Annotated in this window: 20 protein-coding genes, 1 tRNA gene and 2 riboswitches; of the genes, 7 read left to right on the top strand and 14 right to left on the bottom strand. The window is 56.8% G+C overall.

The features are described 5' to 3' along the window. Nucleotides 1–174 precede the first annotated feature (174 nt). Nucleotides 175–453, bottom strand: a complete 279-nt coding sequence (locus tag KI367_RS22315) for a hypothetical protein (protein WP_036713108.1) — start codon at nt 451–453, stop codon at nt 175–177. A gap of 355 nt (nt 454–808) precedes the next feature. On the opposite strand from KI367_RS22315, the gene KI367_RS22310 reads away from it, so the two are divergent. Continuing rightward, nucleotides 809–2,125, top strand: a complete 1,317-nt coding sequence (locus KI367_RS22310) for an Nramp family divalent metal transporter (protein ID WP_212952200.1) — start codon at nt 809–811, stop codon at nt 2,123–2,125. A gap of 119 nt (nt 2,126–2,244) precedes the next feature. Here KI367_RS22310 and kdpC read toward each other — a convergent pair whose 3' ends face one another. From kdpC to KI367_RS22275, 7 genes are all read right to left on the bottom strand, one after another. After that, nucleotides 2,245–2,832 (bottom strand): potassium-transporting ATPase subunit KdpC, encoded by a 588-nt coding sequence (gene kdpC, locus KI367_RS22305; RefSeq protein WP_212952204.1) that lies wholly within the window; start codon nt 2,830–2,832, stop codon nt 2,245–2,247. 105 nt (nt 2,833–2,937) lie between these two features. Then, nucleotides 2,938–4,968 (bottom strand): potassium-transporting ATPase subunit KdpB, encoded by a 2,031-nt coding sequence (kdpB, locus tag KI367_RS22300; protein WP_212952199.1) that lies wholly within the window; start codon nt 4,966–4,968, stop codon nt 2,938–2,940. 99 nt (nt 4,969–5,067) lie between these two features. After that, entirely contained in the window at nt 5,068–6,744 is a 1,677-nt protein-coding gene (gene kdpA, locus KI367_RS22295; protein WP_281422526.1) for a potassium-transporting ATPase subunit KdpA, read from the bottom strand. 56 nt (nt 6,745–6,800) lie between these two features. Continuing rightward, nucleotides 6,801–6,878, bottom strand: coding sequence for a potassium-transporting ATPase subunit F (locus tag KI367_RS27660; RefSeq protein ID WP_212952202.1), 78 nt, complete (start codon nt 6,876–6,878; stop codon nt 6,801–6,803). A gap of 132 nt (nt 6,879–7,010) precedes the next feature. Then, nucleotides 7,011–7,403, bottom strand: coding sequence for a hypothetical protein (locus tag KI367_RS22285; RefSeq protein WP_212952198.1), 393 nt, complete (start codon nt 7,401–7,403; stop codon nt 7,011–7,013). Between the two features lie 176 nt (nt 7,404–7,579). Then, a riboswitch (cyclic di-AMP (ydaO/yuaA leader) is annotated at nt 7,580–7,754 on the bottom strand. Nucleotides 7,755–7,863: 109 nt separating this feature from the next. After that, a riboswitch (cyclic di-AMP (ydaO/yuaA leader) is annotated at nt 7,864–8,070 on the bottom strand. 472 nt (nt 8,071–8,542) lie between these two features. Further along, nucleotides 8,543–8,625 (bottom strand) — tRNA-Leu (locus KI367_RS22280). 137 nt (nt 8,626–8,762) lie between these two features. After that, nucleotides 8,763–9,605: a helix-turn-helix transcriptional regulator gene (locus KI367_RS22275; protein WP_036713102.1), complete on the bottom strand. Its 843-nt coding sequence runs from the start codon at nt 9,603–9,605 to the stop codon at nt 8,763–8,765. Nucleotides 9,606–9,742: 137 nt separating this feature from the next. Between KI367_RS22275 and KI367_RS27300 the strand changes: the two genes are divergently transcribed. Together KI367_RS27300 and KI367_RS27295 are read left to right on the top strand one after the other, a co-directional pair. Continuing rightward, nucleotides 9,743–10,387: an MFS transporter gene (locus KI367_RS27300; RefSeq protein ID WP_246537177.1), complete on the top strand. Its 645-nt coding sequence runs from the start codon at nt 9,743–9,745 to the stop codon at nt 10,385–10,387. Beyond that, the gene (locus KI367_RS27295; RefSeq protein ID WP_246537175.1) at nt 10,375–11,145 is read left to right on the top strand and encodes an MFS transporter; all 771 of its coding nucleotides are present in this window, start codon (nt 10,375–10,377) and stop codon (nt 11,143–11,145) included. The genes KI367_RS27300 and KI367_RS27295 overlap by 13 nt, the downstream gene beginning before the upstream one ends. A gap of 196 nt (nt 11,146–11,341) precedes the next feature. On the opposite strand, the gene KI367_RS22265 is transcribed toward KI367_RS27295, so the two are convergent. Beyond that, nucleotides 11,342–11,695 carry a helix-turn-helix domain-containing protein gene (locus KI367_RS22265; RefSeq protein ID WP_036713100.1) on the bottom strand — a complete coding sequence of 118 codons (354 nt, stop codon included), beginning with the start codon at nt 11,693–11,695 and terminating at the stop codon, nt 11,342–11,344. 253 nt (nt 11,696–11,948) lie between these two features. Between KI367_RS22265 and KI367_RS22260 the strand changes: the two genes are divergently transcribed. The 4 genes from KI367_RS22260 (at nt 11,949) to KI367_RS22245 (ending at nt 15,685) form a co-directional block, all read left to right on the top strand. Continuing rightward, complete coding sequence (locus KI367_RS22260; RefSeq protein ID WP_212952197.1) at nt 11,949–12,566, top strand: PAS domain-containing protein; 618 nt, start codon at nt 11,949–11,951, stop codon at nt 12,564–12,566. A 188-nt stretch (nt 12,567–12,754) separates the two neighbouring features. Continuing rightward, nucleotides 12,755–13,186 carry a MarR family winged helix-turn-helix transcriptional regulator gene (locus tag KI367_RS22255; protein WP_246537169.1) on the top strand — a complete coding sequence of 144 codons (432 nt, stop codon included), beginning with the start codon at nt 12,755–12,757 and terminating at the stop codon, nt 13,184–13,186. 11 nt (nt 13,187–13,197) lie between these two features. Next, entirely contained in the window at nt 13,198–14,427 is a 1,230-nt protein-coding gene (locus KI367_RS22250) for an MFS transporter (RefSeq protein ID WP_212952196.1), read from the top strand. Between the two features lie 235 nt (nt 14,428–14,662). Beyond that, entirely contained in the window at nt 14,663–15,685 is a 1,023-nt protein-coding gene (locus tag KI367_RS22245; protein WP_212952195.1) for a DUF2804 domain-containing protein, read from the top strand. Nucleotides 15,686–15,814: 129 nt separating this feature from the next. Here the strand turns inward: KI367_RS22245 and KI367_RS22240 are convergent, their stop codons facing one another. The 5 genes from KI367_RS22240 to KI367_RS22220 form a co-directional block, all read right to left on the bottom strand. Beyond that, nucleotides 15,815–17,374, bottom strand: coding sequence for an alpha/beta hydrolase (locus KI367_RS22240; protein WP_212952194.1), 1,560 nt, complete (start codon nt 17,372–17,374; stop codon nt 15,815–15,817). Nucleotides 17,375–17,397: 23 nt separating this feature from the next. After that, on the bottom strand, nt 17,398–18,417 hold the full coding sequence (locus KI367_RS22235; RefSeq protein ID WP_212952193.1) for a FecCD family ABC transporter permease: 1,020 nt from the start codon (nt 18,415–18,417) through the stop codon (nt 17,398–17,400). Further along, nucleotides 18,410–19,417 carry a FecCD family ABC transporter permease gene (locus tag KI367_RS22230; RefSeq protein WP_212952192.1) on the bottom strand — a complete coding sequence of 336 codons (1,008 nt, stop codon included), beginning with the start codon at nt 19,415–19,417 and terminating at the stop codon, nt 18,410–18,412. The genes KI367_RS22235 and KI367_RS22230 overlap by 8 nt, the downstream gene beginning before the upstream one ends. Nucleotides 19,418–19,443: 26 nt before the next feature. After that, complete coding sequence (locus tag KI367_RS22225) at nt 19,444–20,454, bottom strand: ABC transporter substrate-binding protein (RefSeq protein WP_036713091.1); 1,011 nt, start codon at nt 20,452–20,454, stop codon at nt 19,444–19,446. 168 nt (nt 20,455–20,622) lie between these two features. After that, nucleotides 20,623–22,269 (bottom strand): AraC family transcriptional regulator, encoded by a 1,647-nt coding sequence (locus KI367_RS22220; protein ID WP_212952191.1) that lies wholly within the window; start codon nt 22,267–22,269, stop codon nt 20,623–20,625. Nucleotides 22,270–22,318 lie beyond the last annotated feature (49 nt).

The following is a 22,318-nucleotide window of genomic DNA, read 5'->3' as shown; positions in this document are numbered from 1 at the left end:
AATTGAGCCTGAACATCTCAATTTTATCGGGATGGTCTTGTTGGTCAAACCCTCGTTCCCTCCACCCGCATAGCGGGTGGTTTTTTGTTTCGCACGCTTCGCGAGCTCAACTGGCTAAAGCCTAAAAGAAAAAAGCCCGGGTAGCTTCCCGCGCCTGTATCTCGGTTCGACAGCTTATTTCGCCAAAGCTTTGTCGATCCATTGGTTTTCTTCGATTTGCTGTTCCAGCTCGCCTTTGTAGCTCTCGATGCATTTGCAGATGAAGTCTTTGCGGCATACGGGGCAAGGCGTTTTTTGCAATCGGCTGATGTTTGTCATTTTCCATTCCGGAAAACGGCTATAGAACACGCGGCACACTGTTCCGTCAGCCAGGTTCATGATGAATTCGTACAATCCGCTTTGCTCGTTGCTGCTGGCTTCCTTCATGTTCGCAATCACTGGTCTGTAAGACATATGCATCACCCGTTTATAATAAATTTCTGAATCAAGTACCTAGACATATTAAAGAATTTTAAACTTCATGTCAATAAAAGCTTGCGTCACTTCGCGCGCCGCTATTCCATTGGAAACTGGAAAATGCGGCGTCCTCCGCAAACGATGGCGCACCGGCGGCGGCCTGGTAATTTTTTTCGGCGCAAATCCGGTCATAAACCGGCCGGCGGTCGATGACCTCCAAGTCCGTACTCTCTGCTTGCCCACATCCGGTCACCGCTATACTAAAAAATATTCAAGCGGACGCAAGTGAATAGCAAACGGGAGCATTTAGAAGACTACCCCTTAATAAGGTGCACAAGGTGCGTGATACCGAATGAAGGGCTGGACCAAACCTAAAAGACGCTCCTCGCTCACAGGAATCAACCATTCGCTGGAAGTTCCCCGCAATGGCCCGGCATTCCGGAAATTTCTGGTTTTCGCCGGTCCCGGTTATCTTGTCGCCGTCGGTTACATGGATCCGGGAAACTGGGCGACGGACATCGCCGGGGGCGCCGGCTTCGGGTATTCGCTGCTGTCCGTCATTCTTTTGTCCAACCTGATGGCCGTGCTGCTCCAATCACTTTCCAGCAAGCTGGGCATCGTCACCGGCCATGACCTGGCGCAAGCCTGCCGCACCCAATACAGCAAACCGGCGGCCGTTGCCCTTTGGATTTTGTGCGAACTTGCCATTGCCGCATGCGATTTGGCGGAAGTGGTCGGTTCGGCCATCGCCCTGAAGCTGCTGTTCGGCATTCCGATGCTGTACGGCGTGCTGATTACGGCGCTTGACGTTTTGCTGATCCTGCTTCTGCAGCATCGAGGTTTTCGGGCCATCGAAACGCTGGTCATCGTGCTTGTGGCGACGATCGGGATCTGCTTTGCGGTCGACCTGTGGCTGGCCAAGCCCCATCTCCCCAGCGTGTGGGCCGGATTCATGCCGACGCCCGACCTCATAACGAACCACGAGAAGCTTTATATCGCCATCGGGATTCTCGGAGCCACGGTGATGCCGCATAACCTGTATCTTCATTCGTCCATCGTGCAGACCCGCCGGTATGAGAATTCCGATCAAGGCAAGCGCGAAGCCATCCGCTTCTCCGCTTGGGATTCGGCGATTGCGCTGACGCTCGCCCTTTTCATCAATGCCGCCATCCTGATCGTCTCGGCCGCCACCTTCCATCAAGCCGGCATGACGGAAGTCGCCGATATCAGCGATGCGTATGATTTGTTGACGCCGCTGGTCGGGACCGCGCTCGCAAGCATTTTGTTTGGGGTTGCGCTGCTCGCCTCCGGGCAAAACTCCACGCTGACGGGCACCCTGGCCGGGCAGATCGTCATGGAGGGTTTCCTGGACATCCGGCTGCCGCCCTGGCTTCGCCGGCTGGTTACGAGGCTGATCGCCGTCATCCCGGCCGTGATCGTCACGATGATCGCCGGCGAACAAGGAACCGAGGATCTGCTGATTTTGAGCCAGGTCATTTTGTCGCTCCAGCTTCCGTTTGCGGTGATTCCCCTCGTCCAATTTACCGGAAGCAAAAAGCTGATGGGTCCATTCGCCAATCCGGCTTGGATGAGCTTGCTGGCCTGGTGCGTCTCCGCCGTCATCGTCGTTTTGAACGTGTTTCTTATTTACCAAACCTTTGCAGGCTGAAGAAAAAACGCCATGGTTCGTCCTAAGCCGAACATGGCGTCTTTTTCTTAGTGCAATAACAGCTGCACTCCGGTCTGCCCTTCCTGACTTCCACTTGAAGCAGCCTGGAAATCCAAAGCTTACTCCCTGCCCGTCCCCAACTCCTTCAGGGCCAAATTCAGCTTCAGCACGTTCACTCTTTTTTCGCCGAACACGCCCAGGTCGCGCCCTTCGGTAAATTGTTCGACCAGTTCCTTCAATCGCTCCTCGGGAAGATGCCGGAGTGCGCCGATCCGCGGAATTTGCGCCTTCGCGGCCGCGGGCGATATGTGCGGGTCCAGCCCCGAGCCGGAATTGGTGACCAGATCCGCCGGCAGCTTATCGACCGGAACCTGCGGGTTTTCCTTCTCCCACCGGGCGATGGAAGCCTGAACCCGCTTCAGCAGCTCGGGATTGGACGGGGCATAGTTGTTGGACCCGGAGCCTGCGCCGTTATTGTCGATGCTGGAAATCCGGCCCTGGAAAAACGACGGATCGGCAAACGTCTGCCCAATGAGCTCCGAACCCACCGTTCTTCCCGCGCCGTCCTTGATCATGCTGCCGTTGGCCTGGTGCGGAAAGAGGAGTTGAGCCAGCCCGGTGCTGGCCAGCGGGTACGCCAGACCGCAAACAACGATGAACAGCAAACTGGAGCGCAGCGCCAGAAGCCAAATGGAGCCATGCGGCATTTTTTCGAATTCAGCCGTGGTTTTCAATGGATATCACCCTTTTTCATATCGTTAAGAGAAGCGTTCAGCGTTCCCCATATATCTCTGCCATCCAAATCAGCATGCTCAGATCCACAAATGCACGACCAGATCGATCAGCTTGATGCCGGCGAACGGGGCGATGACGCCGCCGAGACCGTAAATCGTCAGATTGCGGGCCAGCAGCCGCGCCGAGCTCATCGGCTTGTAGCGGACCCCCTTCATCGCCAGCGGAATCAGCAGCGGGATGATGACCGCGTTAAAAATGAGGGCGCTCAGGATCGCGGATAGCGGGGAGCCCAGCCCCATCACGTTCAGCGCCTTCATCTGCGGAATGGCTGCCATAAACATCGCCGGAATGATCGCGAAATATTTGGCGACGTCGTTTGCGATGCTGAACGTCGTGAGCGCGCCGCGCGTCATTAGCAGCTGCTTGCCGATCGCCACGACTTCGATGATTTTGGACGGGTCGGAATCCAAATCGACCATGTTGGCCGCCTCCTTGGCGGCGACGGTGCCGCTGTTCATCGCGATCCCGACGTCCGCCTGGGCGAGCGCAGGCGCGTCGTTTGTTCCGTCCCCCGTCATCGCAACCAGCTTGCCTTCGGCCTGCTCGCGGCGGATGACGGCGATTTTGTCCTCCGGCTTGCTTTCGGCGATAAACTCGTCGACGCCGGCTTCGCGGGCGATGGTCGCCGCCGTGAGCGGATTGTCTCCCGTGCACATGATCGTTTTGATGCCCATTTGATGCAGCTGTTCAAAACGTTCCTTCATCCCCGGTTTGACGGTATCCTTCAAATGGATCAGACCGTAGATTTTGCCGTCGACCGCCACGGCCAGCGGGGTGCCGCCTTCCGACGCGATCGCGTCGGACTTCGCCGCCAAATCCTCCGGAATGCTGCCGCGTTGGGCGAGCACCCACCGCCGCACCGCGTCGACCGCGCCTTTGCGGACATGCCGCCCGTCCTGCAAATCGATGCCGCTCATGCGGGTTTCCGCTTTGAATTCGACGAACTCGCCGCCGGCCGCAACCTCCGTGTCATAGGCGAGCTGCTGCTTGTTCATCAGCTCCAGCACCGACCGCCCTTCGGGCGTTCCGTCTTTGAGCGAGCCGACCGCGGCCCAGTGCGCGGTTTCGGCAAGCGCCGCTCCTCCGACCGGGATGAATTCGCTCGCCATCCGGTTCCCGTACGTGATCGTTCCCGTTTTGTCCAGGATCATCGTGTTGATGTCGCCGGAGGCTTCGACCGCCTTCCCGGACATGGCCAGCACGTTGAACTGCGTCACCCGGTCCATCCCGGCGATCCCGATCGCGGACAGCAAGCCGCCGATCGTCGTCGGGATCAGGCAGACGAGCAAAGCAATGAGCACCGGGATATCCAGCGGAACGCCCAAATATTCGGCAATCGGTGCCAGCGTGACGACCACGATCAAAAAAATGAGCGTCAGCGTTGTCAACAGCGTGTTAAGCGCAATTTCGTTCGGCGTTTTCTGGCGCGAAGCGCCTTCGACGAGCGAGATCATCCGGTCGATGAACGACTCGCCGGGGTCGCTCGTGATGACGACCTTGATCCGGTCGCTCACGACCCGGGTTCCCCCGGTCACGGAGCTGAAATCCCCGCCCGCTTCCTTCATGACCGGAGCCGATTCCCCCGTAACCGCGGACTCGTCGACCGACGCAAGCCCTTCGATGACCTCGCCGTCGCCCGGGATCATTTCGCCTTGGGACACCACGACGATGTCGCCTTTGCGCAGCTCCGTGGAATTCACCACGATGATTTCGGAACCGACGCATTTGTTCGCGGTCGATTCCTTTTTCGTTTTTTTCAGGGTGTCGGCCTGCGCTTTCCCGCGCCCTTCCGCAAGCGCCTCGGCAAAGTTGGCGAACAATACCGTAACCCATAAGATCAGGAACACCGCCAGATTAAACCCCGTGCGGCCGGCGGTATTGAAATACCCCGGAAACAGCACCATCAGCAGAACGACGAACGTTCCGATTTCCACCACGAACATGACCGGGTTTTTCATCATGACGACCGGATTCAGTTTAATGAAGCTGTCCTTCAGCGCCTGCTTCACGATGCTTCCCGTCAGCATGCTTTTTCGTTTTCCGTTCATGATTTTCTCCACCTCGTTTATCCATCGCTTAACATGCGTTTCGATGGGACGCTCCCAGCGAACCATCGCTTCCGTTTGCAAACCATTTCGACAAGTCCCTTACATCGTCAAAAACTCCGCGATCGGCCCCAGCACCAGCACAGGCAGGAAGGTCAGAGCCCCGATCAGGAGCACCGTTCCGACCAAAATCCCGGCAAACAGCTTCGTATCCGTGCGGAAGGTGCCGATCGATTCGGGAACCGGCTTCTTCCGCGACAACGAACCCGCCACGGCGAGAAGTGCAATGATCGACACATACCGTCCCAAAAGCATGACAAGCCCCGTGCTGACGTTCCAGAACACCGTGTTATCTCCCAGCCCTTCGAAACCGGAGCCGTTGTTCGCCGCGGACGACGCAAATTCGTACAACGATTGGCTGAGCCCGTGATACAGCGGATTCGAAAGGGCGTCCGTGCCGAGATGCGTCAGGAACGAAATGGCCGTCGGCGCCAAAATGATCAGCGGATGCGCCAGAATCGCGACGGCGATCAGCTTCATTTCCCGGCTTTCGATTTTGTTCCCGAGAAACTCCGGCGTCCGCCCGACCATCAGGCCGCAAATGAACACGCCCAATATGGCGTACATCAGCATGTTGACCAGCCCGACGCCTTTGCCTCCGAAAACGACGTTCAGCATCATCTGCGCCAGCGGAGCCAGCCCGCCGAGCGGGGTCAGCGTATCATGCATGTTATTGACCGAACCGGTCGTCGCCGCGGTCGTCACCGCCGTGAACAAAGCGGACTGCGCCACGCCGAAACGAACTTCTTTTCCTTCCATGCTGCCCTGCGAAGCGTCGATGCCCAGCTGATTGATCAGCGGGTTGCCGCTTTTTTCCGAGACGTACGTCAGGGACAGGAACGCCAGGAACAGCACCATCATGGCCGAAAAAAGAATCCAGCCCTGCTTGCGATTGTTGGCGAAACGCCCGAACGTGTATGGCAGCGCGGCCGATATCGTCCACATGCTTAAAATTTCGATGACGTTCGTGAGCGGACTCGGATTTTCAAACGGATGCGACGAGTTCGCCCCGAAAAATCCGCCGCCGTTCGTGCCCAAATGTTTGATCGATTCCAGGGACGCTACCGGCCCCATCGCGATATGCTGCACAGCGCCGCCAAGCGTGTTCACGGTCACCGTCGGCTCAAGCGTCTGCGGCACCTTCAACCCCACAAGCACCAGGGTGACGATCAACGCGAGCGGCAGGAACACCCGGACATGCGCTTTGACGAAATCCTCGAAAAAGTTGCCGAGTCCGTCCCCGCGGCGGGTTATGCCCCGCATGAAAGCAATCGCCACGGCCAGGCCGGACGCGGCCGACGTGAACATCATCATCGTGATGACGATCATTTGCCCCAAATACGACATGCCGCTTTCCCCGCTGTAATGCTGCAGGTTCGTATTCGTCATAAAGCTGATGACGGTGTTGAAGGACAAGCTCGCCTCCATGTTTCCCGTCCCGTTCGGGTTTGCCGGCAGTCCGCCCATCCATCTCAGCACGGCGTAACTTACGGCCACCAACACGACGTTCGTCGCCATCATGCTTAGGGCGTATGTTTTCCAGCTCATCCCGGAGCGTTTCCGAAGACCGATGACGGCATAAAAAAACTTCTCCACGGGACCGAACATCCGGTCCGTCCAGTTCGACTCGTTAGAAAAAACGTGGTAAATGTAACTGCCTGCCGGTTTGACCAACAGCAGCAGCACCACGATCACGATGCCTATCTGCAATATATCCAAAATCGTTTCCTCCTCTTATAAGCAGGTCGAAGGCGTCTAAGCCTGCTCCGGCCTTTCTAAAACCGCTCCGGATGGATCAAGGCATACGCCAGGTAGACGAACACAAACGCCGTCAGCGCCAAAACCACGATCATCGGCCTTCGCCTCCCCTATCCACGACATGGCCGCACCACATGAGGAACAGCAAAAAGATTCCGAACACGCCCGCAAGCGTTAAAATCATTAAAAAATCCATCATGGTTAAACGCTCTCCTTGTCATAATCCCTTATTTCAGCAAAAATCCGACTTCGCCGTTCAACGTGTGAATGACGTGGTCCGCCCCAAGCCCCCGGTAAATGCCCGGCGAGTGATGCGCCCGGGTGATTACGTAGATGGAATCCGGCGTCCAAGCACGGCAAATTTGCAAGTAACGGCACGTTAAATTCAAACTGTTTTCGAATATAAAAATCCGGCCGATCCTCCACTCGGGCACGACCCATTCCTCCGTGTTGTTGGTATGGAGCCGGATGACTTTGGAGACGCCCAGCTTCTTCAGATCGCGTTCTTCCTTGGCATTGTTCGTCAGCGCGGCGAAAGGCCGCTTGAGATAGATCAAAAGCTTGATAAAATTGCGCCCGGCCTCGTTCGGGGCCGTCACGACGATGAGTTCCTCTTCCACGGCTCTCGCCTCCTTTCGTTTCTGGATCGGGCGATCCCAACAACCGCGTCTTTTATTAAAAAATGCTTATCCGAAATGCTGACCCGAATAAAAAAAGCCGCAGGAAAGAGGATTCTTTCCCGCGGCTTCCAACATCCATGACCAAAGAAAGCCATGAAATATCGCTCACGACGAATGGGGCCTCTCCCGATACGCTTACGAGGTTAGCTGACGGATTCGGGCGTGAGAGTCGCCCTTCCCCCGTCCGGTTTTCGGACAAAGGGATTCACCCCGGCGCCATCGCTTGTGGAAGCAAACGGCGCGTTGGTTCCCCCGCTCCCGGCCAAAGCCGGAATTCAGCGTTAAAGACGTTTCTATTGACTTTCATCCATTTTGTGCAACGTTGCGTTTTTGGCAATAAAAAACCACAGAGGTCATCCGATCCCCTGCGGCCGATGTTCATCGATCACAAGTTTCATCATTCCTCTCTCAGGCGACGCTTACGAGGTTAGCTGACGGATTCGAGCGGTGAGAGTCGCTCTACCCGCGATCGGATCCATGGCATCCGTTTCGCAGGATTCACCCCGGCGCCTCCCCTGCCTTCCGACTCTCACATCGGACGACGGGAACGCGCGATTGGTTCCCCCGATTTCCGCTTCTTCGAACGGAAACTCAGCGATTTTAAAAAATGGAAACATGTTCAATTACGATTTGAATCATACACCCGCGTGCAGCGGCATGTAAAGGAGTCGCGAAATCGTTATCCGCGTAAAATGGCGGCCCTAGCATACAGGTTATCGCTTACAAAAGTGTTTATCTGCGCCAAGCTCTCGCATGCTCTCTATTTTTCGCGTTTTTGGCAATGGATGCGAAAGTCCCTTCTATTGCGTTCCTTTGAATACGGATCCCTTTTTCCGCAAACCGGCCGGGCCCCAATCGAATTGCGGGCTACTGCCTTATGGCGACCCAAATCATATAGAATGGAACAAAATAAAAACAAAAAAAGAGGCCGCGTGGGCCTCTTTCGTGATATGTGAGTCTATGGAATTCCCCGCTGCGCAAACGCTTCTTTTCACGAATGAACGCTTGGATGGCGAAACATTGCCCGATGCAACAAAAAAATCCCTGCAAAACAGGGATTTTCTCGGTCAGATCGTCAATGCGGTAGAGAGGACTCGAACCTCCACGGGCATACGCCCACTACCCCCTCAAGATAGCGTGTCTGCCATTCCACCACTACCGCATAATATTAACTTTTGCAGCAACTCTGTTATTATACACCGATTATCACGATATGTAAATAGTTTATTTCTTTTATGCAGTCCGATCCCGTGAAATACATGATCCGTTGCGTAAAAACGGGCCGGGGACCCGGCCCGTTCATTCCCTCAACAGCTTGCCCAGCTTGGCGACCGTATCGCCGTCCGCCGTCGGAACGTTGATCGTGACGGTCAAACCCGGGTCGTCGGACGTCACAAACGAAACCTGCTCGAATTCGAGCCGGCCCGCGGCCGGATGATGAATGATTTTTTTCCCTTCGGGGCCGTTTAAGACGTCATGCCGCGGCCACCACGCCCTAAATTCTTCGCTTGCGCGGTTTAATTCCCCGATCAAGTCCGTCCACCATGGATCCCCGGCGAATTTGGCGTAGTTTGCCCGAAATTGCGCCAGACGGTGCCGGGCATGGGCTTCCCAACGTTCCTGGAGCAGGCCGCGGACATCCGGGGAGGTAAACGTACGCCAGACGGAGTTGCGTTCCCTTGCCGGCATCGTTTCATATTCTCCATATATTATGCTGGCGATCCGGTTCCATCCCACGATGTTTAAGCGCTGGTCGGTCACGTAAGCCGGGCTTGTTCCCTGCAGGTCCAGAAACCGCTGAAGCGCAGGCGTAATTTCCGCGGCAGCCTCCCCCGAAACGGGGGGATACTGCTGCAAGGCAAGCAGAAACAGATGTTTTTTTTCATCGGCATCGAGCTGCAAGGCGCGCGCGATGCTCTCCAGCACCTGGGAAGACACCTGTATGTTTCGGCCCTGTTCCAGCCACGTATACCAATCGACGCTGATGCCGGCAAGCAGCGCCACCTCACTGCGCCGAAGTCCCGGAGTCCGCCTGCGCCCCTCCGTCGGCAAGCCGGCCTGCTCCGGCGTCATCCGGGCGCGCCGGGTCCGCAAAAACTGGGCAAGCTCCCGAAGACGCTCCCCATCCGCTTTTTCCCACAAGTGCTTCTCCTCCCCTTCCCGTTCCCTAGGAGAATTTCTCCTAGGATAAACCCTCATCTAGTCCCATGATAAGAACCATTATACACTTTCCCGGTAACGGCGATGACTGCCGATTTTGCCTTTACGGAGGGATTGTCTTGGAAAAAGCGATGAACATCAAGTCCGACGGCCGCTGGAAGCCGGCTAAAGCGCTGCTGCTGCTCGGACTGTCGATCGGATACTTTATGGTGCTGCTGGACACGACGGTAGTCAGCGTCGCGCTGCCCGCGATCCGCGCAGACCTTGGCGGCGGGATTTCCGGCCTCCAATGGGTCGTCAATGCGTATACGATCGTGTTTGCCGGCTTCCTGCTCTCGATGGGCGGGCTGGCCGACAAACTGGGAGCGCGCCGCGTCTATGCCGGAGGGCTGGTCCTGTTTCTGGCCGCTTCGGCCTTGTCAGCGGCCGCCCCTTCGCTTGGCTTGCTGATCGCCTTGCGCGCCGTTTTGGGCATCGGAGGCGCGGCTCTGACGCCGGCCTCGCTAGCGCTCGTTGCCCATGCATTTCCCGAACCGTCCGCACGAGCCCGGGCGCTTGGCATCTGGGCTGCGGTCACGGGGATCGCCATGGCTGCCGGGCCCGTTGCGGGCGGCCTGCTGGCCGATTCGCTCGGGTGGCGAAGCATCTTCCTGCTGAACGTGCCGCTTGCCGTCATCAGCTTGGCCATCGTCCTGCGGCTCGGCGCCGAAACCGCCCGCAAGCGGCGGCAGCCCCTGGATTGGACGGGCCAATGGAGGCTGTAACGGCCATCGCCGCGTTATCCTTCGCGCTCATGGAGGGATCGGCTTACGGCTGGGGATCACCGATCGTGATCGCCGCTTTCGTCCTGGCGCTCGTCAGCGCGGCTCTCTTTGCGCGGGCCGAAATGAAAGGCCCCGACCCGCTGCTTCCGCTGGGAATGTTTCGAAACGCAACCGTATCGGCGGGAATGATTGCCGGCATGGCCGTCAATATCGGATTGTCGGGCATTTTGTTCGCGCTGCCGCTCTTTTTTCAACAAGCGCGCGGATTATCGGCTCATACGGCAGGCCTGGCCCTCCTTCCGATGACGATCCCTCTGGCATTCAATCCGATCGTCACCGGCCGCATCGTCGGCCGGATCGGCGCCAGAATCCCGATGACCGCAGGTTTTCTTCTTGCAGCCGCGGGAACGATCTTGCAGCTGCGAATGGTTTCAACCTCCGATTACGCCCTTCCTTTGATCGGCCTGTTCCTGATCGGCCTTGGAGTTTCCCTCACCATCCCCGCGCTCATGACCGCGGTCATAAGCGCGGTTCCCCGGGAGCAGACAGGCGCCGCATCGGGCGCATTAAATTCAAGCCGGCAGGTGGGCGCGACCTTGGGCGTGGCCATGATCGGCGCGATCCTCGGCGGCGCCCCGTCGATGACGGCGGGGATGCGCCTGGGGCTGGCCCTGACTGCGGCCGTCCTGCTGGCCGGGAGCCTGCTGTCGTTTGCCTTTATCGGCCGAAAGGGCCGTAACCCGCGGACTGGACGTTAATTTTCCCAATCACAAAAAAGAGCCTTGCTCCCAAAGCAAAGGCTTCTTTTTTGCGTTGTCCCGGGGCACGCCCCCATGATAGCCGCTCCCTCAAGGCTTGCCGCCATCCGGCTGACCCATCGGGATCGGCGGTCCATCCTTCCTGCAGGAACGGACGCATGCGTCCCTTAAGGCCGTCGCGTCCGATTCTATTTGCTCATTCGCCGTTCGATTGTTTTTTTCGGTAACGCGTAAACTCGATATATTCCCTAATGAACTCTTTTTCCTTCTCGGACAACGGAACGTCGCCGTCATCCCCTTCCTCCCATGCATATGTACCTGTGTTTTCCTTCAAATGAAAACGCTCCTGGTCTTTGCCCAAAATCAGCCAATCGAGGCTGACGTCGAAAAAGGAGGCAATTTCGATGAGTTTATGGGTACCCGGCGTTGATTTTCCTCTTTTCCAATCCCCCAGGTTCCCCGTGCTGATGCCGAGCTGCTCGCAAAACGATTTTTTCGTCATCCCCCGCATTTTGATTAACGATTCGATTCGCTCGTAAATGGATTGCATATTAAACCGCCTTCCGATAATTCTTATGACGACGTATTTTCGTAATTTTTCTCTTGCAAAATGACGTAAAAAAGTATATACTTTTCTTTATGCTACGGTAATTATAACATAACAATAATTGGAGAAATAAGTTTATTCCCTTATTCACGCAATCCTCAAACATCCGATGCGAACTCCCCGTCAGACAGACCTGAACCAGCACGCCGTACCTGCGATAAAGCACTTCCAATACAAATAGAGGGAGCGACCTTAGTTGCCTAAAACAAGCTTCACTTTTCCCGAAATCATCGATTCGTTCAAGCAGGCCGTCGCGGTCGTCGATGCCGACGGCTGCATTGTCTCCGTCAACCGAAACTGGGTCCAAAATTCGATCGATGCGGGCATTCCCGAAACGTTCGAATGGATCGGCGTCAGCTTCATGCAGATTTATTACGCCCTGTCGGAGGCCGACGGACGGCCGCCGGACGAGCTTGATTCCGTATTGAACGGAACGCTGCCTTATTATCGCCAGGAAATCCAGTCCTCGATGCAGCATGCGAATAAGTGGTATCTGCTCGAAGCCTCGGCGATTTACGACGATGGCCGCCATACCGTCAAAGGGATGACCGTGTCCTTCACCGACATCACCAAGAGCAAAATGATCGAGCATGATTTGCTGGAGGCCCTGACCCAAATCCGAACGCTGCGCGGGCTCCTTCCGATCTGCGCCGTCTGCAAAAGAATCCGCGACGAACAAGATATTTGGAATTCGGTCGAAAGTTTTCTCGAAAAACATACGCATGCGGAGTTCACCCATGACATCTGTCCGGACTGCATCCGGCGCCTGTATCCGAAGTATTCCTCTATTTTGGACGGATCGCCCTGCTCGTAAACCGTCTTTGACATACGCATGCCCGGATTGTCGTTTCGATGCGCGACCTCGGATGCCGTCCGTGCTTGTATGCATTCGCAATGAATAACATTCCATTTTATGGATGTATCGTTGACGGTTTCTATTTATATAAATATAATTGTTATGACAATTAATTGAAGGAGTGCATCTCTCTGAAAAGGTCCAAATTGCCCCACCAATCGATTGGTTTCCGGTTCGGCAACATGTCCCGCAAAATGTCCTCCCTGTTTGCAAGCAGACTGAAGCCGTACGGCATAACCCCCGAACAATGGACGGTGCTGTACCAAGTGTATCTCCAGGAAGGAATCAACCAAAAGGAGCTTGCGCTGAGATCCGGCAAAGACCAGCCCTCCATTACGCGGATCCTCGACGTTCTCGACAAAAAGGGCTTCGTCCGGCGCAAACCCGACCCCGGCGACCGGAGAGCCTATTTGATCTATGCGACCCCGGCCGTTAAGCAGCTGATGAACGAAACCGAGCCGCTGGAGCTCAGCCTGAACGACGAGCTGATCGCCGGGATTACGGACGAGCAGCTCGAGACGCTCGACCAGATTATGAAACAAATCAACGCCAATATTGACCGAATATTTGTAGAGTAGAGGTTACAACCATGGAAGACACCAAAGACAAATTGTGGACCCGGGAGTTTATCATGCTGACGGTGTGCAATCTGCTGCTGTTTTTGAACCTGCAGATGATCCTGTCGCCGCTCCCCGGTTACGTCAAAGAACATTTTCACGCGGGCGCTTTAACGGTCAGCCTGTTCACGACCGTGTTTGCTTTATCCGCCATTATCTCCCGTCTCTTCTCGGCGAAAGCGCTGGAAAAAGGGAAACGCAACGTCATCTTGTTTCTGGGGCTTGCCCTGGCCCTTCTCGCCACGCTGGGCTACCTATGGAGCGGCACGCTTGCGCTGCTGCTAGCGATGCGGATCGTGTTCGGCATCGGCTTCGGCATGGGCAGCACCACGCTTCCGACGATGGCATCCGGGATCGTTCCGGTCCGCCGCCTCGGCGAAGGCATGGGGTATTTCGGCTTATCGACCAGCATAGCCTTGTCCCTTGGACCCGTCATCGGCAGCATGCTGCTCGAAAAGCAAGGGTTCACGGCGCTCGTGTACGCAACGATCATCGTGATCGCCCTTATTTTCCCTCTTGTTTATCCGCTGGCGAAAAAGGTTAAACCGCCGGAGCCCGCCGCCGTTCCCAAAGCATTTTCGGCCGTCCCGGAGAAAAAGGGATTCCCGAAAGCGCTCCTGCTGCCAAGCCTGCTGAACCTGCTCATGTCCGTGACGTACGGCGGGCTCCTCAGCTTTATGAACCTGTTCGGCAAAGAGGCCCATTTGGCCAACGCCTCGCTTTTCTTTTTGTTTAATGCGGCCGCGGTCATTTTGATCCGGCCTATTTCCGGCAAAATTTACGACAAAAAAGGCCATAAAGCCCTGCTCATCCCGGCAGCGGCATGTTTGTTCGTCGGGCTGTGGCTGCTGTCCTATTCGACGTCGACCGGCTTTTTGGCGCTGGCCGCCCTCTTCTACGGGCTTGGATTCGGCACGCTGCAGCCGACGCTGCAATCCTGGATGCTTCAGCTCGTACCGCCGCAGCGGCAAGGGATGGCGAACAGCATGTATTTCAACTCGCTCGACTTCGGGGTGGCCGTGGGCGCGCTCGTTTTGGGGCAAATCGCCGCCTTCAGCAGCTACGGCACGATGTATCGGTATTCCTCGTTGTTCCTGGGCGTCTTTATCGCCATTTATGCCTTGTACCTGCTGACCCGATCCAAAGACGGGGCGAAAGCCATGCTCCGGCCTTCCCCGGACAACCGCTCGATCGAAGGTTAAACGTTGCAGACCCTTCCGCACGCCGCGGAGGGGTCTTTTTCCACGCTTCGTTTTAAGTCCCGGCAGCCCCCTGGAATTTAAGGTGATTCTTCGAACCGCTTCCCCATATAATGGTTTCATGACATCCGTAAGCCTAACGTGAAAGCCATTTAGCAAAAATGCAGCGGCACATGTCTTTTGTTTTTTGTAAACGCTTTCTAAATCTAATCGCAATACATAAGGAGGAAGACCCGTCATGCGAAACCACCGGATTACGACCTTCTCCGATTTGCTCTACCCGAACGGTACCTTGATGCAAAAAGGCTATTCGACCAAAGCCGTGATGCGCTACAACCGCAAGCATATTAAAGCTCCGCCATGGCGGATCAAGGAATGGGATTTCTACCAGGTGTCCAATGACGATTACTGCCTCCAGCTGACCATCGGCCACGCCTCTTACGCCGGGGAAGTTTCCGCGATGCTGATCGATTTGAACGAGAAAAAAACATACGCCGCAAAAGAAATCATCGCGCTCCCGTTCAACCGGCTGCACATGCCCGCTTCCGCCGAGCATGGGGATTTGGCCGTTCGCCGCAAAACGATCGACATGCAGTTTGAGGTGTACAGAGGCGGCCGCCGTTTGCGCTGCCGAACCCGCGATCCGAAAACGTTCCCCCGGATGGACGTCGATATCGAGCTTTCCCAGCCCGATCTGGAATCGATGGTCATTGCAACGCCGTTTGACGAAGATCCTCGCTATTTTTATTACAATCACAAAATCAATTGCATGCCTGCCAGCGGCACGGTCGCGTTTGGCGACCGGACGATCGCGTTCGAGCCGGAAACGGCTTTCGGACTTCTCGACTGGGGACGCGGCGTCTGGCCGTTCAGCCATGAATGGGTTTGGGGCAGCGGCAGCGCCTGGATCGGCGGCAAACGTTTCGGATTCAACATCGGCTTCGGGTTCGGCAATACGGAGGCCGCCACGGAAAATATGCTGTTTTACGACGGAAACGCCCACAAGCTGAACGAGGTGTACGTCGACCTGGCGGCAGGCGGATACATGTCCCCGAAAAAAATCACCAGCGATGACGGGCGGTTCGAAATGGATTTTGAGCCGATCTACGACCGGTATACCGAAACGAAAATGCTGTTCGTCGACAACCGCTGCCACCAAATTTTCGGGCGGTTCAACGGCAAAGCCGTTCTGGACGACGGCACCGTGATCGACGTGAAGGACATGTCGGGGTTCGTGGAGCACGCGGTCCATCACTGGTGACCACAACCGGCTGCGGCAAAAAGCCCTCCCGGTTCATTCCGGAAGGGCTTTGAATGCTCCGTAAAGGCATGCGTAAGAATATGCGCCGGCCCTGCAGAACGGAGCGGACCAGCCGCTGGAGCGAAGGGTTCAGCGTGTCACGATCCGCAGCATCGGGCTCAGCAGCGAAGGCAAAAGCGAGACATGCCCCTCCCCTTGCACCTCGTTCATCGAAATTGTTTTTGGGCCGCGGCCGCTTGCCGTCATCAACGCATACAGCCGGTACGCATCGCTGACCATGTGCGGCTTCTCCAGGCTCCCTACGCTTAAGTGCAGCTCGATTTCCGAACGGGGAAGCGCCGATGCACCGCTGCGTTCCTCCCAAAGCTTAAAGATCAGGCCGTTTTTCCACCAAATCGACGGGCTGGCCGCGAAATATCGCCGATAAGCGTTTGGCCTCGTTAACATCGCATACAAAACCAGGAAACCTCCGAGCGAATGGCCGAAAAAGGACTGCCGGGAACGGTCCACCGCATAAGCAGACTCTACGGCGGGTTTCAGCTCGTATTCCAGAACATCAAGGAACGCCTCCGCTCCGCCGGTTTGCGGCCAGCCGGAAGCATCCGGTCTTTGCGGCAGCTCGCTGTCGTCGGCATAGACCGTATAATCGAAAAACCGTTCCTTCGTGACGATCGGATCGTCGGAATGGTACCCGATCCCGACGATGAGCGCCGGCGGAATCCCGTGCGGCCCCCGCGACTGCAGCCTTGCCGCTTCCGTCAGCGAACCGAAGGAAGCATTCGCATCCAGCGTATACAATGCGGGATAACCTCCTTCCGGCGGCGGGCCCGCGGGTTCGGCGATCAGGATCCGGTATTCGCGGCCGTTCAGGCCGGAGGTGAAGCTCCAGGTCCGCGTGCCCGGGAGATGGACCCCGCCGGTGTCGGTCATGGCCGAAGCCTTGACCGCTTCGTCTTTTCTTCCGAACAGCCATTTTAAGGCTTCGGGAAACCGCCTCATCATAAACAGGTTGTCATGCGTGCCTTCCGGCTCCAAATCCAGCTTCAATCGGCTGACAGGCATCCCTTTCTCAAGCCACAGGCGGTGCGCTTCCTTCGTCAGCTCCACCATATGCCGCTGCCGATTGTTCTTGTAAATGCCCTCCTTTTCCCCGACGGACATATACATCCGCACCGGGTTCCCGGCGTTATCGCGTTCCTTGATGAAGTCGACCGCGCCCTCATACCAGAAAGAGGCCGATAGCATGCCGATCCTGCCGAACGCGTCGGGACGCCAGAAGCCTGCGAACCAAGCGATCAGGCCGCCGAGCGATCCGCCGAGGATGGCGGTATCCTTCGCATCGCTTTTTGTCCGATAATGGCTGTCGATGTAAGGCTTCAGCACATCCGCCACCTCGTCCACATATGCCCGCCCCCGCCCGCCGAAGGGCGGAAATCCGTCAGCGAGCGCGGCGGCCGGCCACGGCGTATATTCGTCATGGCGGGAACGAGGCACGATCCCGACCAAAATGATTTCCTCGAGCTGGCCCGACGTATGTAAATGCTGCAAATAATTCAGGCAGCCGGCAAACAGTTCCCCGCCGTCCTGCACGTACGCAACCGGGAACCGGCGGCCCGAATCATCATAGGATGGCGGCAGATGAACGACCAGCTTCCGATCGCCAACCATAAGCTCCTGATATCGATTCATAATTTCCTCCTGTCATGATCGTCCTACCCCCGCGCGCGGATCAACAAATATACGAAATAAGGCACGCCGATGATGGATACGACGATGCCGACGGCCAGCTCGGCCGGAGCGAACACCGTTTTCCCGATGAAATCGCCGGTCAGCACCATGATCATCCCGATCAAGCCGCTGACCGGAATGACATGGATATGCCGCAAACGGACGAGCCGCCTGGCCATATGCGGGGCGATCAGCCCGACGAAGGCGATGCTGCCGGATACCGCGACGCTGGCGCTGACGAGGCCGACGCTGCAGAGCAGGATGATGTTTTTTTCCCGTTCCACGTTGAGCCCGAGGCCCTTCCGGCTTTCCTCGCTGAGCTGGAACAGATCCAGCGGACGCGAACGCAGGCAGATCCACGGCAGAAGCAGCAGCCACGGCAGCATCGTGACGATGAACTTCCAGTTCGCCCCATGCAGGCTGCCCGCAAGCCATACGACGGCCGCCTCGTAATCTTTGGGGTTCATTTTAAGCGAGATATATACGGTCAGGGCGCCAAAACCCGATGCGATCGCAATGCCGACCAGGATGAGCCGCTGCGGATCAAGCCTGCCGCCCTCTTTCGCGAACATATAAATGGCCGCCGTCGCCAGCAGGCCTCCGGCCGCGCCGAACAGCGGCATCAGCATCACGCCGAGCCAGCCCGTGGCGGTCATGCTGCCTTGAAACCAAAACATGAACAGCACCACGGCCAGCCCCGCCCCGGCATTGATCCCGAGTATTCCGGGATCGGCAAGCCCGTTCCTCGTCACGCCCTGAATCATGGAACCCGCGACGCCCAGAGCAAAACCGACGAGCGCCCCCAGCACGATCCGCGGCAAACGGAACTCGAACACGACCAGATCATGCTCCGGCGTCGGATGGATGCGAAGCAGCGTTGTGACCACATCCGGCACCGACATATCAAACGTTCCGTTGGTCAGGCTGAGATAAGCCGCCGCGGCCGCCAGCAGCAGCCCGGCCGCAACCACCGTCCAAAACCGCTTACGGGACAAGCTATTCACGCTGCGCACCTCCTCTTGTCCGGATCAGATACAAAAAGAAAGGCACGCCGATCAAGGACGTCACGACGCCTACCGGCGTTTCGAACGGATAGTTGACGAACCGGGCGGCGATATCGCAAAGCGCCAGGAATACGCCCCCCAGCACGCCGGAAACCGGGATGATCCAGCGGTAATCGGAACCGGCGAAAAAACGGGCGATGTGCGGAATGATCAAGCCGACGAAGGCCACCTTGCCCGCGAGCGCTACCGAAACTCCTGTCAGCAGGACGACGGCGACAACGGCCACCGCTTTGGCCAGCCCTGTACGGATGCCCAGGCCCGTGGCGACCTCCTCCCCAATTGAAAGGGCGGAGACCGATTTGGAAGCGGCCAGCGCCAGCGCCAGACCGAAAATCGCAAACGGGATGCAGAGCCGGATGAGCTCCGGATCCATCTGGTGCAGCCTGGCGTTATACCAGAAGCTGATATTTTGCGACACCTGGAAATACGTCGACAGGGCTTGAGCCGTGCTGCTGAGAAACGTTCCGATGATGGAGCCGAGTATCGCCAATTTGACGGGACTCAGCCCGTTAGGGATCAGCCGGGCGAGGCCAAAGACGGTGGCCGCCCCGAGCGCCGATCCGATCAGCGAACTCACAATGTACACGTTCGGATTCGCGCTCGGCCAAAATACCATGCACAGCGTCACCGCAAACACGGAACCGTCCGACACCCCCATCATCGACGGGGACGCTAAATAATTTCGGGTCATACCCTGCATCAGCGCTCCCGAAACCGCAAGAAACGCGCCGATCAGCAGCGCGCCTACCGCGCGCGGCAGGCGGGAACTCATGATGATTTGATGATCGACCGAATCCGGGTTGAAGGACACGACCGCATGCCATATCTCCCCGGCCGAAATGGATTTGGCGCCGTATAATACGGAGGCCGCAATCAATAACACCATGGCTGCCGGAGCCATGGCCAGGATGGCAACCGGCAGCGTACGTTTATCACGCATCGTCAACACGCCTTACATGGAGGTCTTTATTTCTCAAGATGGGACGCCGCCGCCTTTAGGAATTCGATTTTGCTGTATGCCGTGCCGCCTTGCGCCAGCGGGTCGACGACGTTTACGAACGCCCTGCCGTTTTTGAAGGCGTCCAGGCTGCCCATGATCGGGTCTTTCCGGAAGTCCTCAAGCGCCTGCGGCGTATCCCGGTTTTCGTCCGGCGAAAATTGAATGAACAGGTAATCCGGATTCATCTCCGCGAATTTTTCTTTCGAGACCAGCTCCTGCGCTTTGGCGGCTTGGACTTCGGCCGGGACTTCAAGACCGAGATCCTCGTACAGAACCGGATTGAAGAACACCGCCGCCGGATAAATGTAAAGCTCGCCGCCGCGGATCCGCACGGCCACGACCTTTTTGCCCTTAAGCTTGTCGCCGATTTGGGTTTTGGCCGCAGCCAGGTCCTCTTTATATTTCTGGATCTCCTGTTCGGCTTGATTCTGCTTGCCGCTAAGTTCGCCCAGCAATCGCAGGTTTGCTTCCCAATTCGTGGAGACGTGGGAATAAGGAATGGTCGGCGCGATTTTGCTCAGCTTCTCCATCACTTCGGGCTTGAATTTGGTCGAACCCAAAATGACGTCCGGCTTCAGCGACAAAATCGTTTCGAAATTCGGCTCGGTTTTTTCCCCGACCGACTTGGCGTCTTGGGTGACCGATTCGAACAGCGGCGGAAACTTGCCGGAGAAGGAAATCGCGCCAACCGGCTTCACGTCAAGCACGATCGAGTCTTCCATGGCCTCGACGGCGCCGGTGATGACGATCCGTTCGATTTTGGAAGGAAGCGTATATTCCTTATCCAGGTATTTGACCACTCTCATACCCGATGCGGAGGCCGCAGGCTGTTCCGCTGCTTTTCCGGCGTTTCGGCTTTCTGTTTGCCCCGTCGTTGGGTTTGCTCCTTGCCCGGCGGTTTCGTTTGCTTTGCCGCAGGCCGATATAACCAGCGCGAACATCAAGACTACCCCTACTAAAAGATTCTTTCTTTTCATCGCTTGCCGATTTCTCCCTTCGACTCCCTTTTTCATGAAGGATGGCAAAACTTCAAAATGCGTCCGGACGTGAATTCGAGGTTTGCGCGCTCCACCAATTGATAATGATTATCATTATTGATGGTAAAAGAGGACGGTCGAATAGGCCATGGACAATTCACCGATTTCTCATGGATTTTTCAGGCCGGGGACTTGCCCGGTCAGCAGCCGTGCCGCGGATTCTGCCATGAGCTGCATCGCTGCGGGAGAATACTCGCGCCATGGGTGCGATGATACAAGATGCATCCTGCCGGAACGCACGGAGGGCAGCGACATCCATTCCGGGGAAGATGAGAAGGCCCTCCAAAAAGCGAGCGTCTCCGAATCCTGCCGGACCAAAACGAGCAAATGGCCCGCCCCCATCTCCCTCAATTGTTCGATCGTGAGCACGGATTGGTCGGATATCCCTTCGGGGACCAAGGGCATGCGGCATCCGAGCTGCTTGTACAGCACTTCATTTACGGCCCAGCTGCGATAAAAAACATGCCGGTTCCGGCACACGCGCACCGCCGCAACGGCGGGTTGCGCCGCATGGCGCTGAACATGCGACCTGAGCCATGCCATATGCCGTTCAAACATGCCCAGCCACTGCTCCGCTTCTTCCGTCCGATCCAGCCACTGCGCCAGCGACCGGAACTCTTCCCGCCAGTTTTCCGTTTCCAGCGACAACTCGTGCACGGGGGCAATCCGGGCCAGCCTTTCCTTTTCCCAATCTTCGATTTCGCGCATGCAGACGATGCGGTCCGGCCCGGCCGCCTCCAAGATGCCCAGGTTCGATTCTCTATCGTGATTTTGGCGAAAGGCGCTCAGGTGGACCGGAATGTCCGGCCCCAACGCATGATACGGCTCCGGAGACCATTTCGGATGCAGCGGTGCGGCATAAGGAATGATCTGCAGGGGCGAAAGGTAGCCAAGCAGCGAAGTCGAACCGTATAAGGCGATTTTATTTTTCCGCTTCCGGATGAACGCCGTGGGAGAGAGGCCGTATTCCTTTTTGAATTTCCGGCTGAAGTAGAATTCATCCTTATAACCGACGAGATGGGCGACCTCTTTCAGCAAGCTCTCCGATCCCAGCATCAGCCGTTTCGCCTTGTTCATCCGAACCTGCGCCACATAATCCATGACGCTGCGGCCGTACGTTTTTTTGAACAAATCCGCAAAATAATTCGCGCTGAATCCGGCCGCCTCCGAGATCCGGTCGATCGTCAGCTCCTCGGCGTACCGCTCCTCGATCATGGCTTTCGCCCGCTCCAGCGCCTGCATCTTATCGCCGCTTGCTTCTTTGCCGTTAGCCGCGGCCCATTCGTACAGCATCTCCTGGAAGTCCAGCTGGGCCCGCCACCTCCTGATCGGTTCGTTATGATGAAAATGCTTGTACACCTTGCGGCAGATCGAATGCCATTTTCTTGAAGGCATGGTGCCGACCCTGCTTTCGCGGAGCATCCAAGCTTCCTCCCCTATTTCATGCAGCGCCTCTTTGCGCGAGGCAACCGCCTGATATATGCTGAAATGAAAAATAGCGACCGATACCGGTTCCGCACCCTGCCCGCCGATGCCGAAGGTTTTCCCGCCCGGGCAAATATATACGCTCCCCTCGCTCATCCGGATGACCCGGTCCTCCAGCTCCAGGTCGGCCTCCCCGCTTAGAAGCACAATCAATGCGTGATTCACGGCCAGCCGCTGCTCCATTCTGAGCCCCGGTTCGACGGAAATATCGGCGTCCCATAATCTTATGGTCATTTCATGCGCGTGCGCTGGATTGATTGAATAGATCATGATTCTTGATACCGCCTTTTATTGAGAATGGTTATCATTATCATATAAC

Origin of the sequence: Paenibacillus cookii (assembly GCF_018333375.1) — a bacterium.
GTDB classification, from domain to species: domain Bacteria; phylum Bacillota; class Bacilli; order Paenibacillales; family Paenibacillaceae; genus Paenibacillus_AQ; species Paenibacillus_AQ cookii.
The sequence above is the reverse complement of the archived record's forward strand: the minus strand, read 5'-3'. Positions and strand labels throughout refer to the sequence as shown.

Coding starts and splice junctions, on each gene's coding strand:
- KI367_RS22315 (WP_036713108.1), bottom strand. CDS start 453: ATGTCTTACAGACCAGTGATTGCGAACATGAAGGAAGCCAGCAGCAAC.
- KI367_RS22310 (WP_212952200.1), top strand. CDS start 809: ATGAAGGGCTGGACCAAACCTAAAAGACGCTCCTCGCTCACAGGAATC.
- kdpC (WP_212952204.1), bottom strand. CDS start 2,832: ATGCCGCATGGCTCCATTTGGCTTCTGGCGCTGCGCTCCAGTTTGCTG.
- kdpB (WP_212952199.1), bottom strand. CDS start 4,968: ATGAACGGAAAACGAAAAAGCATGCTGACGGGAAGCATCGTGAAGCAG.
- KI367_RS27660 (WP_212952202.1), bottom strand. CDS start 6,878: ATGATCGTGGTTTTGGCGCTGACGGCGTTTGTGTTCGTCTACCTGGCG.
- KI367_RS27295 (WP_246537175.1), top strand. CDS start 10,375: ATGGAGGCTGTAACGGCCATCGCCGCGTTATCCTTCGCGCTCATGGAG.
- KI367_RS22265 (WP_036713100.1), bottom strand. CDS start 11,695: ATGCAATCCATTTACGAGCGAATCGAATCGTTAATCAAAATGCGGGGG.
- KI367_RS22250 (WP_212952196.1), top strand. CDS start 13,198: ATGGAAGACACCAAAGACAAATTGTGGACCCGGGAGTTTATCATGCTG.
- KI367_RS22245 (WP_212952195.1), top strand. CDS start 14,663: ATGCGAAACCACCGGATTACGACCTTCTCCGATTTGCTCTACCCGAAC.
- KI367_RS22240 (WP_212952194.1), bottom strand. CDS start 17,374: ATGAATCGATATCAGGAGCTTATGGTTGGCGATCGGAAGCTGGTCGTT.
- KI367_RS22230 (WP_212952192.1), bottom strand. CDS start 19,417: ATGCGTGATAAACGTACGCTGCCGGTTGCCATCCTGGCCATGGCTCCG.
- KI367_RS22225 (WP_036713091.1), bottom strand. CDS start 20,454: ATGAAAAGAAAGAATCTTTTAGTAGGGGTAGTCTTGATGTTCGCGCTG.
- KI367_RS22220 (WP_212952191.1), bottom strand. CDS start 22,269: ATGATCTATTCAATCAATCCAGCGCACGCGCATGAAATGACCATAAGA.